The following is a 14,658-nucleotide window of genomic DNA, read 5'->3' on the forward strand; positions in this document are numbered from 1 at the left end:
GTGTCAGTGGAACTTTGGCAGCAGTGCGTGGAGCTTTTGCGCGATGAGCTGCCTGCCCAACAATTCAACACTTGGATCCGTCCACTACAGGTCGAAGCCGAAGGCGACGAGTTGCGTGTCTACGCACCGAATCGTTTTGTTCTCGACTGGGTCAACGAAAAGTATCTGGGCCGCGTCCTTGAACTGCTGGATGAGCATGGCAATGGCATGGCGCCGGCGCTGTCCTTATTAATAGGCAGCAAACGCAGTTCGGCACCGCGTGCCGCCCCGAATGCTCCGTTGGCCGCCGCTGCTTCACAGGCTCAGGCCGCTCAAGCACCTGTCAGCGCCACGGCGCCAGCCCAGGTAGCCGCTCCGACCAAGCGTGCGACGCAAAAAGTTGCCGAGGTTAATGAAGAGCCATCGCGCGATAGCTTTGACCCGATGGCCGGTGCCAGTTCGCAACAGGCACCGATTCGCGCCGAACAGCGTACGGTGCAGGTCGAAGGCGCGCTCAAGCACACCAGCTACCTGAACCGCACCTTCACCTTCGAAAACTTCGTCGAGGGCAAGTCCAACCAACTGGCCCGGGCTGCGGCCTGGCAAGTGGCGGACAATCCCAAGCACGGATACAACCCACTCTTCCTTTATGGTGGCGTCGGCTTGGGTAAAACCCACTTGATGCACGCTGTGGGTAACCACCTATTAAAGAAGAATCCGAATGCCAAGGTTGTGTACCTGCATTCCGAGCGGTTCGTGGCCGACATGGTCAAGGCCCTGCAACTGAACGCCATCAACGAGTTCAAGCGCTTCTACCGTTCGGTGGATGCATTGCTGATCGATGACATTCAGTTCTTCGCTCGCAAAGAACGTTCCCAAGAAGAGTTTTTCCACACCTTCAACGCCCTGCTTGAAGGTGGCCAGCAGGTCATTCTCACCAGTGACCGCTACCCGAAAGAAATCGAAGGCCTTGAAGAGCGCCTCAAATCCCGCTTCGGCTGGGGCCTGACGGTAGCCGTCGAGCCGCCGGAACTGGAAACCCGCGTGGCGATTCTGATGAAAAAGGCCGATCAGGCCAAAGTCGATCTGCCCCATGACGCGGCGTTCTTCATTGCCCAACGTATTCGTTCCAACGTCCGTGAACTGGAAGGTGCGCTTAAACGCGTGATCGCCCACTCGCACTTCATGGGCCGCGATATCACCATCGAGTTGATTCGCGAATCCCTGAAAGATCTGTTGGCACTGCAAGACAAACTGGTCTCTGTGGATAACATTCAGCGCACTGTCGCCGAGTACTACAAGATCAAGATCTCCGACTTGTTGTCCAAGCGTCGTTCACGCTCGGTCGCTCGTCCGCGTCAGGTTGCCATGGCGTTGTCCAAAGAGTTGACTAACCACAGCCTGCCGGAAATCGGCGATGTGTTTGGCGGCCGCGACCACACGACTGTTTTGCACGCCTGCCGCAAGATCAACGAACTTAAGGAATCCGACGCGGACATCCGCGAGGACTACAAGAACCTGCTGCGTACACTGACCACTTGATGAACACCAGCGCAGCTTATTAAGGCAAGGGACTAGACCATGCATTTCACCATTCAACGCGAAGCCCTGTTGAAACCCCTGCAACTGGTCGCAGGCGTCGTCGAGCGCCGACAGACCTTGCCGGTGCTCTCCAACGTGCTGCTGGTTGTCGAAGGCCAGCAATTGTCGCTGACCGGTACCGACCTGGAAGTCGAGCTGGTCGGTCGTGTACAACTCGAAGAGCCTGCTGATCCAGGTTCCATCACTGTGCCTGCGCGCAAGCTGATGGATATCTGCAAAAGCTTGCCGAACGATGCGCTGATCGACATCAAGGTCGACGAACAGAAGCTCGTAGTGAAGGCCGGCCGTAGCCGCTTCACCCTGTCGACCCTGCCGGCCAATGACTTCCCGACTGTGGAAGAAGGCCCAGGCTCGTTGACGTGCAGCCTTGAGCAAAGCAAATTGCGTCGCCTGATTGAACGGACCAGCTTCGCCATGGCCCAGCAGGACGTGCGTTACTACCTCAACGGCATGCTGCTGGAAGTTTCCGAAGGCATCATCCGCGCCGTGGCCACCGACGGTCACCGTCTGGCCATGTGCTCGATGAAGGCCGATATTGGTCAGCCGGACCGCCACCAGGTGATCGTGCCACGTAAAGGTATCCTTGAGCTGGCGCGCCTGCTGACTGAGCCGGACGGCATCGTCAGCATCGTCCTGGGTCAGCACCACATCCGTGCAACCACCGGCGAATTCACGTTCACGTCGAAACTGGTCGACGGCAAATTCCCGGACTACGAGCGTGTTCTGCCTAAGGGCGGCGACAAACTGGTACTCGGCGATCGTCAGGCCCTGCGTGAAGCCTTCAGCCGAACCGCGATTCTGTCCAACGAAAAGTACCGCGGCATCCGTCTGCAACTGGCCAACGGTCAGCTGAAGATCCAGGCGAACAACCCGGAACAGGAGGAAGCGGAAGAAGAAGTGGGCGTTGAGTACAACGGCGGCAATCTGGAAATCGGCTTCAACGTGAGCTATCTGCTCGACGTACTGGGCGTGATGACCACTGAGCAGGTTCGTTTGATCCTGTCCGACTCCAACAGCAGCGCGCTGGTGCAAGAGTCCGACAACGACGACTCGGCCTACGTTGTCATGCCGATGCGTCTGTAATCATGCTCAGCAGAAGCTAGATGTCCTTAAGTCGCGTCTCGGTCACCGCGGTGCGCAATCTGCACCCGGTGACCTTCTCCCCCTCCCCCCGAATCAACATTCTTTACGGCGCCAACGGCAGCGGCAAAACCAGTGTTCTGGAAGCCATTCATCTGCTGGGGCTTGCCCGTTCGTTTCGAAGCACCCGCCTGTTGCCGGTCATCCAGTACGAGCAGCTCGCCTGTACGGTGTTTGGTCAGGTGGAGTTGGCCGAGGGTGGGCACAGTGCCTTGGGGATATCCCGAGACCGTCAAGGGGAGTTCCAGATTCGCATCGACGGGCAGAATGCTCGCAGCGCGGCGCAACTGGCGGAAATCCTACCGCTACAGTTGATCAACCCTGACAGCTTCCGCTTGCTGGAAGGCGCACCGAAGATTCGCCGGCAGTTTCTCGACTGGGGCGTGTTCCACGTGGAACCACGATTCATGTCCACTTGGCAGCGCTTGCAGAAGGCCCTGCGCCAGAGAAACTCTTGGCTGCGGCATGGTACACTTGACGCCGTTTCGCAAGCGGTTTGGGACAGGGAACTGTGCCAAGCCAGCGCTGAAATTGATGAATACCGCCGCGCTTATATCAAAGCCTTGAAACCAGTCTTTGAACAGACCTTGAGCGAACTGGTTGAGCTCGAGGGCTTAACGCTCAGCTATTACCGAGGTTGGGACAAAGACCGCGAGTTGAGTGCAGTGCTCGCCGGGTCCCTTCAGCGGGATCAGCAAATGGGTCATACCCAGGCCGGACCGCAGCGCGCTGATTTGCGTCTTAGATTGGGCGCACACAACGCCGCGGACATCTTGTCTCGCGGTCAGCAGAAGCTGGTGGTCTGTGCATTGCGGATTGCCCAAGGGCACTTGGTCAGTCAGGCCCGACGCGGCCAGTGTATTTATCTGGTGGATGACCTGCCGTCTGAACTGGACGAGCACCACCGCCGCGCGCTTTGCCGCTTGCTGGAAGACTTACGCTGCCAGGTGTTTATCACCTGTGTAGATCACGAATTATTGAGGGAAGGCTGGCAGACGGAAACGCCAGTCGCTCTGTTCCACGTGGAACAGGGCCGTATCACCCAGACCCACGACCATCGGGAGTGAAGGCATTGAGCGAAGAAAATACGAATACCTACGACTCAACGAGCATTAAAGTGCTGAAAGGCCTGGATGCCGTACGCAAACGTCCCGGTATGTACATTGGTGACACCGACGATGGTAGCGGTCTGCACCACATGGTCTTCGAGGTAGTCGACAACTCCATCGATGAAGCGCTCGCTGGCCACTGCGACGACATCAGCATCATCATCCACCCGGACGAATCCATCACCGTTCGCGACAACGGTCGTGGTATCCCGGTAGATGTGCACAAAGAAGAAGGCGTCTCGGCAGCCGAGGTCATCATGACCGTGCTGCACGCCGGCGGTAAGTTCGACGACAACTCCTACAAAGTATCCGGCGGTCTGCACGGTGTAGGTGTGTCGGTTGTGAACGCCTTGTCCGAAGAGCTGGTCTTGACCGTTCGCCGCAGCGGCAAGATCTGGGAACAGACCTACATTCACGGTGTTCCACAAGAACCGATGAAAATCGTCGGTGAGAGTGAAACCACCGGCACCCAGATCCACTTCAAACCGTCCGACCTGACCTTCAAGAACATCCACTTCAGCTGGGACATCCTGGCCAAGCGGATTCGTGAACTGTCCTTCCTCAACTCCGGTGTCGGCATCGTCCTCAAGGATGAGCGCAGCGGTAAAGAAGAGCTGTTCAAGTACGAAGGTGGCCTGCGTGCGTTCGTTGAATACCTGAACACCAACAAGACCCCGGTCAACCAGGTGTTCCACTTCAACATCCAGCGTGAAGACGGCATCGGCGTGGAAATCGCCTTGCAGTGGAACGACAGCTTCAACGAGAACCTGTTGTGCTTCACCAACAACATTCCGCAGCGAGATGGCGGTACTCACCTGGTGGGTTTCCGTTCCGCTCTGACGCGTAACCTGAACACCTATATCGAAGCCGAAGGTCTGGCGAAGAAGCACAAAGTCGCGACCACCGGGGACGATGCCCGTGAAGGCCTGACCGCGATCATCTCGGTAAAAGTGCCGGATCCGAAGTTCAGCTCCCAGACCAAAGACAAGCTGGTTTCTTCCGAAGTGAAGACCGCGGTCGAACAGGAAATGGGCAAGTACTTCTCTGACTTCCTGCTGGAAAACCCGAACGAAGCCAAGCTGGTCGTCGGCAAGATGATCGATGCGGCTCGCGCTCGTGAAGCGGCGCGTAAAGCCCGTGAGATGACACGTCGTAAAGGCGCGCTGGATATCGCCGGCCTGCCGGGCAAACTGGCTGACTGCCAGGAAAAAGACCCTGCCCTTTCCGAACTGTACCTCGTGGAAGGTGACTCTGCTGGCGGCTCCGCCAAGCAGGGACGCAACCGCCGGACTCAGGCCATCCTGCCGTTGAAGGGCAAGATCCTGAACGTCGAGAAGGCGCGCTTCGACAAAATGATCTCTTCGCAAGAAGTGGGCACCTTGATCACCGCGCTGGGCTGTGGCATTGGCCGCGATGAGTACAACATCGCGAAGCTGCGTTACCACAACATCATCATCATGACCGATGCTGACGTCGACGGTTCGCACATCCGTACCCTGCTGCTGACCTTCTTCTTCCGTCAGTTGCCGGAGCTGATCGAGCGCGGCTACATCTACATCGCCCAGCCACCGCTGTACAAGGTCAAGAAAGGCAAGCAAGAGCAATACATCAAAGACGACGACGCCATGGAAGAGTACATGACGCAGTCGGCCCTGGAAGATGCGAGCCTGCACCTGAACGAGGAAGCCCCGGGTATTTCCGGGCCAGCCCTCGAGCGTCTGGTGAATGACTTCCGTCTGGTAATGAAGACGCTCAAGCGTCTGTCGCGCCTGTACCCACAGGAGCTGACCGAGCACTTCATCTACCTTCCAGCCGTTAGCCTAGAGCAATTGTCCGATCACGCTGCGATGCAGGATTGGATGGCCCAGTACGAAGTTCGCCTGCGCACCGTCGAGAAGTCCGGCCTGGTCTACAAAGCCAGCCTGCGTGAAGACCGTGAACGGAACGTTTGGCTGCCTGAGGTCGAACTGATCTCCCACGGCTTGTCGAACTACGTCACCTTCAACCGCGACTTCTTCGGCAGCAACGATTACAAGACTGTTGTTTCTCTGGGCGCTCAACTGAGCACCTTGCTGGACGACGGCGCGTATATCCAGCGTGGCGAGCGCAAGAAGCCGGTCACCGAGTTTAAGGAAGCCCTTGAATGGCTGATGGCCGAAAGCACCAAGCGTCACACCATCCAGCGATACAAAGGTCTGGGTGAGATGAACCCGGATCAGCTGTGGGAAACCACTATGGACCCAAGTCAGCGCCGGATGCTCAAAGTGACCATCGAAGACGCCATTGGCGCGGACCAGATCTTCAACACCCTGATGGGTGATGCGGTCGAGCCTCGTCGTGACTTCATCGAAAGCAACGCCCTGGCGGTTTCCAACCTGGACTTCTGATCCAGCGAACCTGCCAAACGAAAAAGGCCAACGCTCAAAGCGTTGGCCTTTTTTATTGTTTGCGATGTGCGTCCGTTTACTCGGCCATCGTTGCCACACTCTCCAACGAAGATTGAAACACCTGAATCACAGGCATAAAAAAACCGGCTATATCAGCCGGTTTTTTTACGTCCGAAAAAAACTTATGCACCTTTTTCGGTTTTTTATGGGTTTATAAAATATGTATATAAATCATAAACCTACAAACTAAATCCGACGCATTTCAACAAAACGGTACACAGGTTATCCACAAAATCTCAGACAGCCATTTGATCGGTAGCCGTCGGGGCTTGCGGGGCGGGTGGCAGCGAACCCATTTCACGTTGCATCTGCTCGTTCCAGGCCTGGACCCGATCATTCAGCTCGGCAACCGCTCGCGGCCCACTGCCCACGGCATACATCGGCTCACCGATGATCACGGTGATGACGCCCTGCTTCTTCGCCCAACCGGTTTTCGGCCAGAACTTGCCAGCATTGTGCGCAATCGGCAGCACGGGAAGTGCGGCGTTGACGGCTAAAGCAGTACCACCGCGAGAGAATTTTCCGATGGTGCCGTAAGGAACGCGCGTTCCCTCAGGGAAGATCAGAACCCAGACACCATCTTTCAGCAGTTCATCGCCCTTCTTCGCCACATGCTTGAGTGCCGCTTTCGGATTGTCGCGGTCGATGGCGATCGGTCGCAGCATGGCCATGGCCCAGCCGAAGAACGGTACAAACAGCAATGAGCGCTTGAGTACCTGGCTCAACGGCTCAAAGTAGGCCGATAGAAAAAACGTCTCCCACGTGCTCTGGTGGTTCGACTGAATCACGCAGGGCTGGTCGGGTACGTTCTCGGCGCCCTTCACTTCGTAGCTGATACCCAGAAAGACTTTGCTCAGCCACAAGGCGCAGCGGCACCAGTACACATTGATGAAGCGATAGCGCGCCTTGAACGGCAGAAAAGGCGCGATAAAAAAGCTCAGGCTGCACCAGAGCAAGGAGCTGATGCCCAGCAGCAGGTAAAAGAGGAAGGATCTGATGGCCTGCAGTATCGACATGGCGACGTTTACCGTTGCGGGCTCTGCCCGTCTATATAAAGCGCACTCCCGATCAGTCCTTAATCGGAACAATCGAAGCACTCTAATTGTGGATAAGTTCTGCGGCAATCGCCGCCAGATCGTCAAAAATCAAGGTGCCTACCGGTAGGGTCTTGCCCAAAGTCTTTTCGCCTTTCCCGGTCTTTACCAAAACTGGCTGAGAATCGACGGCTTTGGCGGCCTCCAGGTCACCAAGGGTATCGCCGACGAACCAAAGATTGGTCAGCGAGACGTTGTAATGCGCGGCGATGGTTTTCAACATCCCGGGTTTGGGTTTGCGGCAATCGCAGCCATCGTCCGGTCCGTGCGGGCAATAGACGATCAGCCCGACTTCACCGCCCTGCTCCGCCACCCGCTCGCGCAAGCGCTCGTGCATGGCGTCCAGGGTGGCGATGTCGTAATAGCCGCGAGCGATGCCCGACTGGTTAGTAGCCACCGCTACCGTCCAGCCGGCCTTGCTCAACTGCGCGATGGCTTCGATCGAACCCGGGAGCGGAATCCACTCCTCCACCGACTTAATGTATGCGTCGGAGTCGTAATTGATCACCCCGTCCCGATCGAGAATCAGCAGTTTCAACAGCAGCCCCTCAGCCCAGCAGCGAAATGTCGGCGACGCCGAGGAACAGCCCACGCAGGCGCGACAGCAACGCGTAACGGTTGGCGCGGACCTTGGCATCTTCAGCGTTGACCATTACGGCTTCGAAGAACGCATCCACCGGCTCGCGCAAGGCAGCCAGACGTGCCAGAGATTCGCTGTACTGACGCGCCGCAGCCATCGGCTGGACAGCCTGGTCAGCCTGCTGGATCGCCGAATACAGGGAGAACTCGTTGGCGTTGTCGAAGTACTTGGCTTCCACGACCGACGGAACAGAGCCTTCGACCTTGCTCAGCAAGTTCGAAACGCGCTTGTTCACCGCGGCCAGCGCAGCGGCTTCCGGCAATTTGCGGAACGCTTCTACCGCTTGTACGCGCTGATCGAAGTCCAGCGCCGAACCCGGCTTCAGGGCACGCACCGACAGGTAAGTCCCGACATCCACGCCTTCGTCTTCGTAACGGGCACGCAGACGGTCGAAGACGAACTCCAACACCGAATCGTTCAGGCCAGCAGCCTTGACCTTGGTACCGAACGCATTCACGGCAAACGCCACGGCGTCGTTCAGGTCGAGGTCGAGCTTCTTGTCGATCAGGATGCGCAACACACCCAGCGCTGCACGGCGCAAGGCGTACGGGTCTTTGCTACCGGTTGGCAGCATGCCGATACCGAAAATGCCCACCAGCGTGTCGAGCTTGTCAGCGATGGCCACGGCCGCACCGGTCAGGGTGGTCGGCAGTTCAGCACCGGCACCGCGCGGCATGTACTGCTCGTTCAGCGCCAGAGCGACTTCTTCCGGCTCGCCGTCGTTGAGGGCGTAGTAGTAACCGGCGACACCTTGCATCTCCGGGAACTCACCGACCATTTCGGTCGCCAGGTCGCACTTGGACAGCAGGCCTGCACGGGAAGCCCACGCGGCGTTACCGCCAATGCGTTGGGCGATGAACGCAGCGAGTTTGGAAACGCGCTCAGCCTTGTCGTAGACGCTGCCGAGTTTTTCCTGGAACACCACGTTCTGCAGACGCAGATTGAAATCTTCGAGTTTCTGCTTCTTGTCTTGCTTGAAGAAGAACTCGGCGTCGGTCAGGCGTGGACGAACCACTTTCTCGTTACCGGCGATGATCTGCTGCGGGTCTTTGCTTTCGATGTTGGCCACGGTAATGAAACGTGGCAGCAACTTGCCGTCGGCATCCAGCAGGCAGAAATACTTCTGGTTGTCCTGCATGGTGGTGATCAGGGCTTCTTGCGGCACGTCGAGGAAACGCTCTTCGAACGAGCACACCAGCGGCACCGGCCATTCAACCAGCGCGGTCACTTCGTCGAGCAGGGCTGGCGGCACGATTGCAGTACCTTCCTGCATCGTCGCCAGCTCTTCGACGCGCTTGCTGATCAGTTCGCGACGCTCGTTTGCGTCGGCGAGTACGTAAGCAGCACGCAGGTCGGTCAGGTAGTTGGCCGGCGAGGTGATGCGCACACTTTCCGGGTGATGGAAGCGGTGACCACGGGAATCGCGGCCGGACTTTTGGGCGAGGATGGTGCAATCGATGACCTGGTCACCGAGCAACATCACCAGCCACTGGGTCGGGCGAACGAATTCTTCCTTGCGAGCACCCCAGCGCATGCGCTTGGGAATCGGCAGGTCGTTCAGGGAATCTTCGACGATGGTTGGCAGCAGGCTCGCGGTCGGTTTGCCGGCGATGCTTTGGCTGTAACGCAGTTTCGGGCCGCTTTGATCGATTTCGCTCAGGTCGACGCCGCACTTCTTGGCGAAGCCCAATGCCGCTTGAGTCGGATTGCCTTCGGCATCGAACGCAGCCTGACGTGGCGGGCCATCGAGGTTGATGCTGCGATCCGGCTGATGTGTAGCCAGATCGGTGATCAGCACAGCCAGACGACGTGGCGCGGCGTAGACAGTTTTGGTCTCGTAGTTCAGGCCTGCGGCTTGCAGGCCCTTGTCGATACCGGCCAGGAACGCGTCGGCCAGGGTGTTCAGGGCTTTGGGTGGCAGTTCTTCGGTGCCCAGTTCAACCAGAAAATCTTGAGCACTCATTGTGCAGCCTCCAGCTTAGCCAACACTTCGTCACGCAGGTCTGGCGTCGCCATCGGGAAGCCCAGCTTGGCGCGAGCCAGCAGGTAGGCTTGCGCAACGGAACGCGCCAGGGTGCGGACACGCAGAATGTATTGCTGACGTGCGGTGACCGAGATCGCTCGGCGAGCATCCAGCAGGTTGAAGGTATGGGAGGCCTTCAACACCATTTCGTAGCTCGGCAACGGCAGCGGCTGGTCGAGTTCGATCAGGCGCTTGGCTTCGCTTTCGTAGAAATCGAACAGTTCGAACAGCTTCTCGACGTTGGCGTGTTCGAAGTTATAGGTCGACTGCTCCACTTCGTTCTGGTGGAACACGTCGCCGTAGGTCACTTTGCCCATCGGACCGTCAGCCCAGACCAGGTCGTAGACCGAGTCCACGCCTTGCAGGTACATGGCCAGGCGCTCAAGGCCGTAAGTGATCTCGCCGGTCACCGGGTAGCACTCGATGCCGCCCGCTTGCTGGAAGTAAGTGAACTGCGTCACTTCCATGCCGTTGAGCCAGACTTCCCAGCCCAGACCCCAGGCGCCCAGTGTTGGCGATTCCCAGTTGTCTTCAACGAAGCGAATGTCGTGGACCAACGGGTCCAGGCCGACATGCTTGAGGGAGCCCAGGTACAGTTCCTGGAAGTTGTCCGGGTTCGGCTTCAGCACGACCTGGAATTGGTAGTAGTGCTGCAGACGGTTCGGGTTTTCACCGTAGCGGCCGTCAGTCGGGCGACGACTGGGCTGCACATAAGCGGCGTTCCAGGTTTCCGGGCCAATGGCGCGCAGGAACGTGGCAGTGTGGAAAGTCCCGGCGCCTACTTCCATATCGTAGGGCTGAAGTACCACACAACCTTGCTCGGCCCAGTATTGCTGGAGGGCGAGGATCAAGTCTTGGAAGGTACGCACGGCTGGCGTAGGCTGGCTCACGAAATTCACCTGTTTCTTGGGCTGCGATTTAAAGAGCGGGAGTATACCCGATTCGGTCCTGCACACGCCCCCTGGAGCCTTATGCCACGCTGCTTTTGGTGTTCCGAAGATCCGCTGTACATGGCTTATCACGATCAGGAGTGGGGCACGCCGCTACGCGATGCGCAGGGATTGTTCGAGTTGCTTTTGCTCGAAGGGTTCCAGGCCTGCCTTTCATGGATCACGGTGCTGCGTAAACGTGAGCACTATCGTCAGGTAATGTTCGGCTTCGACGTACAACGCGTGGCGCAAATGAGCGACGCCGAAATCGATGAATTGATGCTCGATCCGGGCATCATTCGCAATCGCCTCAAACTCAACGCAGCCCGACGCAATGCCCAGGCCTGGCTGGCGCTGGAGGATCCGGTGGAGTTTCTCTGGTCCTTCGTCGACGGCAAGCCTGTGATCAATCATTTCAAGGATCGCAGCGAAGTGCCGGCCGTGACGCCGACCGCCGTGGAAATGAGCAAAGGCCTGAAAAAGGCCGGCTTCACGTTCGTCGGCCCGACTATTTGTTACGCGCTGATGCAGGCCTCGGGCATGGTCATGGACCACACCCAGGACTGCGATCGCTACGCGACACTGGCGAACGGCGGTTAGAATAGCCGCCTCGCGCACAGCACAAGATCAGGAGTGACCTGTGGATAAGTTTAAAGGCGCCTTGCTGGTAGGCGCTCTGCGGCTGTTTGCCCTGCTCCCGTGGCGGGCAGTGCAGGCAGTGGGCTCGGTCATCGGCTGGGTCATGTGGAAAACCCCCAACCGTTCCCGCGATGTGGTGCGGATCAATCTCGCCAAGTGTTTCCCGGACATGGACTCGGCCGAGCGTGAGCGTCTGGTCGGCCAGAGCCTGAAAGACATCGGCAAGTCCCTGACCGAAAGCGCCTGCGCCTGGATCTGGCCGGCCCAGCGTTCCATCGACCTGGTGCGCGAAGTCGAAGGCCTCGACGTCTTGAAGGACGCTCTCGCTTCCGGCAAAGGTGTCGTCGGTATCACCAGCCACCTGGGCAACTGGGAAGTGTTGAACCACTTCTATTGCAACCAGTGCAAACCGATCATCTTTTATCGTCCGCCAAAGCTGAAGGCTGTGGATGATTTGCTGCGCAAGCAGCGGGTGCAATTGGGTAATCGGGTGGCCGCCTCCACCAAGGAAGGCATCCTCAGTGTCATCAAGGAAGTGCGCAAAGGTGGTGCAGTGGGTATTCCCGCTGACCCGGAACCGTCCGAATCTGCCGGGATCTTCGTACCGTTCTTCGCCACTCAGGCCCTGACCAGCAAATTCGTACCGAACATGCTCGCCGGCGGCAAAGCGGTCGGCGTGTTCCTGCATGCGCTACGTCTGCCGGACGGTTCGGGTTACAAAGTGATCCTCGAAGCCGCGCCAGAAGCCATGTACAGCACCGATACCGAGACGTCCTGCGCGGCCATGAGCCAGGTGGTCGAGCGCTATGTGCGGGCGTATCCGAGCCAGTACATGTGGAGCATGAAGCGCTTCAAGAAGCGGCCGCCGGGTGAAGAACGCTGGTACTGAGTTGATTGGCATGATCTGTGGATAACTTGTAGGAGCTGCCGAAGGCTGCGGTCTTTTGATCTTGCTCGTCGGCTTATCCACAACCGTTCAATAAAGGGCGCAGAAGATGTCCGAACACCGCAAATCGTTTCGCATCAAGATCAGTCACTACAGCTTCGGCGAATGCCTGGGCCAGACGCGTAACCTGTCGGCGACAGGCGTCTACGTCAAGCATCCGGGCTTGTCGGTCTTGTCCAAGGGCGCGGTGGTGTACGGTCAGGTGCAAGACTTACCCACAGGCGCGCCGCGGGTGCGCATGGAAGTGGTGCTGGTGGATGCCGAGGGCATTGGCCTGCGATACCTCTGATCAGTGAGCCTGACGCTCAAGCTTCTTCAGAAACACGGTCATTTCCTTTTCGGCCTGCTTGTCGCCATGGGCGCGAGCGGCTTCCAGGCCCTGTTCCCACGCCTGACGTGCGGATGCGAAATCCTTCAGTCCCAGATGGGCCTTGCCCAATAGCTTCCAGGCCGCTGAATACTTCGGATCGAACTCGACGCAACGCTGGAAATGCTCGGCAGCCTTGGCGTTTTCCCCAAGATCCAGATAGCCCTTGCCCAGCCCGAAGCGTAGCAAAGAGTTATCCACACCCTTGGCGAGCATTTTTTCCAGGGATTCGAGCATGGTGGATTCCTTTGAAGCGAAGATCAAAAGATCGCAGCCTTCGGCAGCTCCTACAGAGATCGGCGTAGGAGCTGCCGAAGGCTGCGATCTTGGCGATTTATGCCACAGCACGTATTCCGGATTAGAAGAAGCTGAGTCCCACATGGAACAGCTTTTCCACATCCCGAATATGCTTTTTATCCACAAGGAACAGAATCACATGGTCGCCCGCCGCGATCACGGTGTCGTCGTGGGCAATGATCACCTCTTCGTCACGGATGATTGCGCCGATGGTGGTGCCCGGCGGCAGACCAATGTTCTCAATGGACTTGCCGATGACCTTACTCGACTTCTCATCACCGTGGGCAATCGCCTCGATGGCTTCCGCTGCGCCCCGGCGCAATGAGTGCACGCTGACAATATCGCCGCGACGCACGTGGGCAAGCAAGGTGCCGATGGTCGCCAATTGCGGGCTGATGGCGATGTCGATGTCGCCGCCCTGGATCAGGTCGACGTAGGCCGGGTTGTTGATGATGGTCATCACCTTCTTCGCACCCAGGCGCTTGGCCAGCAGCGACGACATGATGTTGGCTTCGTCGTCGTTGGTCAGGGCCAGGAAAAGGTCGGCGTCGGCGATGTTCTCTTCCAGCAGCAGATCCCGATCCGAAGCGCTGCCCTGCAGTACCACGGTGCTGTCGAGGGTGTCCGAGAGATGACGGCAGCGCGCCGGGTTCATCTCGATGATCTTCACTTGGTAACGGCTTTCGATGGCCTCGGCCAGACGCTCACCGATCTGTCCGCCGCCCGCGATGACGATGCGCTTGTAGCTTTCATCGAGGCGGCGCATTTCGCTCATCACGGCGCGAATATTCGCCTTGGCGGCGATGAAAAAGACTTCGTCGTCTGCCTCGATCACCGTATCGCCTTGGGGCAGGATCGGCCGATCACGACGGAAAATCGCCGCCACACGGGTTTCGACATTCGGCATGTGTTCACGCAACTGGCGCAGTTGCTGACCCACCAGCGGGCCGCCGTAGTACGCCTTGACCGCCACCAATTGGGCTTTGCCTTCGGCGAAGTCGATCACCTGCAAGGCGCCCGGGTGCTGGATCAGGCGCTTGATGTAATTGGTGACCACTTGCTCCGGGCTGATCAGCACGTCCACCGGGATCGCTTCGTTGTCGAACAGCTCGGAGCGAGTCAGGTAGGCGGCTTCGCGAACCCGGGCGATTTTGGTCGGCGTGTGAAACAGGGTGTGGGCAACCTGGCAGGCCACCATGTTGGTTTCGTCGCTGTTGGTCACCGCCACCAGCATGTCGGCGTCGTCCGCGCCGGCCTGGCGCAGCACCGTCGGCAGTGAACCGCGGCCCTGCACGGTGCGGATGTCCAGCCGATCGCCGAGGTCGCGCAGGCGTTCGCCGTCGGTGTCGACCACGGTGATGTCGTTGGCCTCGCTGGCCAAGTGTTCTGCCAGCGAACCGCCGACCTGCCCTGCGCCGAGGATGATGATTTTCATCCAGTCACTCC

13 protein-coding genes are annotated in these 14,658 nt (G+C 58.4%); 7 read left to right on the top strand and 6 right to left on the bottom strand.

Going from position 1 to position 14,658, the window contains the following annotated elements:
• The 4 genes from dnaA to gyrB are packed head-to-tail and all read left to right on the top strand — an operon-like array spanning position 1 to position 6,217.
• A complete protein-coding gene (gene dnaA, locus ACA059_RS00005) occupies positions 1 to 1,521 on the top strand; it encodes a chromosomal replication initiator protein DnaA (protein WP_347803513.1) in 1,521 nt (506 codons plus the stop codon).
• 39 nt (positions 1,522 to 1,560) lie between these two features.
• Positions 1,561 to 2,664, top strand: coding sequence for a DNA polymerase III subunit beta (dnaN, locus tag ACA059_RS00010; RefSeq protein WP_008155702.1), 1,104 nt, complete (start codon positions 1,561 to 1,563; stop codon positions 2,662 to 2,664).
• A 20-nt stretch (positions 2,665 to 2,684) separates the two neighbouring features.
• Entirely contained in the window at positions 2,685 to 3,788 is a 1,104-nt protein-coding gene (gene recF, locus ACA059_RS00015) for a DNA replication/repair protein RecF (protein ID WP_007969883.1), read from the top strand.
• 5 nt (positions 3,789 to 3,793) lie between these two features.
• On the top strand, positions 3,794 to 6,217 hold the full coding sequence (gyrB, locus tag ACA059_RS00020; protein WP_497632221.1) for a DNA topoisomerase (ATP-hydrolyzing) subunit B: 2,424 nt from the start codon (positions 3,794 to 3,796) through the stop codon (positions 6,215 to 6,217).
• A 296-nt stretch (positions 6,218 to 6,513) separates the two neighbouring features.
• Here the strand turns inward: gyrB and ACA059_RS00025 are convergent, their stop codons facing one another.
• The 4 genes from ACA059_RS00025 to glyQ form a co-directional block, all read right to left on the bottom strand.
• On the bottom strand, positions 6,514 to 7,293 hold the full coding sequence (locus ACA059_RS00025) for a lysophospholipid acyltransferase family protein (protein ID WP_497632222.1): 780 nt from the start codon (positions 7,291 to 7,293) through the stop codon (positions 6,514 to 6,516).
• Positions 7,294 to 7,375: 82 nt separating this feature from the next.
• The gene (gene gmhB, locus ACA059_RS00030) at positions 7,376 to 7,915 is read right to left on the bottom strand and encodes a D-glycero-beta-D-manno-heptose 1,7-bisphosphate 7-phosphatase (protein ID WP_165353315.1); all 540 of its coding nucleotides are present in this window, start codon (positions 7,913 to 7,915) and stop codon (positions 7,376 to 7,378) included.
• A gap of 4 nt (positions 7,916 to 7,919) precedes the next feature.
• Positions 7,920 to 9,974, bottom strand: a complete 2,055-nt coding sequence (gene glyS, locus ACA059_RS00035) for a glycine--tRNA ligase subunit beta (RefSeq protein WP_497632223.1) — start codon at positions 9,972 to 9,974, stop codon at positions 7,920 to 7,922.
• A complete protein-coding gene (gene glyQ, locus ACA059_RS00040; RefSeq protein ID WP_008155694.1) occupies positions 9,971 to 10,924 on the bottom strand; it encodes a glycine--tRNA ligase subunit alpha in 954 nt (317 codons plus the stop codon). Before glyQ ends, glyS begins: the two co-directional genes overlap by 4 nt.
• Positions 10,925 to 11,005: 81 nt before the next feature.
• On the opposite strand from glyQ, the gene tag reads away from it, so the two are divergent.
• The 3 genes from tag (at position 11,006) to ACA059_RS00055 (ending at position 12,837) form a co-directional block, all read left to right on the top strand.
• Complete coding sequence (tag, locus tag ACA059_RS00045) at positions 11,006 to 11,563, top strand: DNA-3-methyladenine glycosylase I (protein WP_497632224.1); 558 nt, start codon at positions 11,006 to 11,008, stop codon at positions 11,561 to 11,563.
• Between the two features lie 40 nt (positions 11,564 to 11,603).
• On the top strand, positions 11,604 to 12,491 hold the full coding sequence (locus ACA059_RS00050) for a lysophospholipid acyltransferase (RefSeq protein WP_497632225.1): 888 nt from the start codon (positions 11,604 to 11,606) through the stop codon (positions 12,489 to 12,491).
• 106 nt (positions 12,492 to 12,597) lie between these two features.
• Positions 12,598 to 12,837, top strand: coding sequence for a PilZ domain-containing protein (locus ACA059_RS00055; protein WP_497632226.1), 240 nt, complete (start codon positions 12,598 to 12,600; stop codon positions 12,835 to 12,837).
• On the opposite strand, the gene ACA059_RS00060 is transcribed toward ACA059_RS00055, so the two are convergent.
• Positions 12,838 to 13,152, bottom strand: a complete 315-nt coding sequence (locus ACA059_RS00060) for a tetratricopeptide repeat protein (RefSeq protein WP_223431361.1) — start codon at positions 13,150 to 13,152, stop codon at positions 12,838 to 12,840.
• A gap of 121 nt (positions 13,153 to 13,273) precedes the next feature.
• Positions 13,274 to 14,647, bottom strand: coding sequence for a Trk system potassium transporter TrkA (trkA, locus tag ACA059_RS00065; protein ID WP_140675886.1), 1,374 nt, complete (start codon positions 14,645 to 14,647; stop codon positions 13,274 to 13,276).
• Positions 14,648 to 14,658 lie beyond the last annotated feature (11 nt).

The sequence above is a fragment of the Pseudomonas sp. LBUM1647 genome (assembly GCF_059716175.1).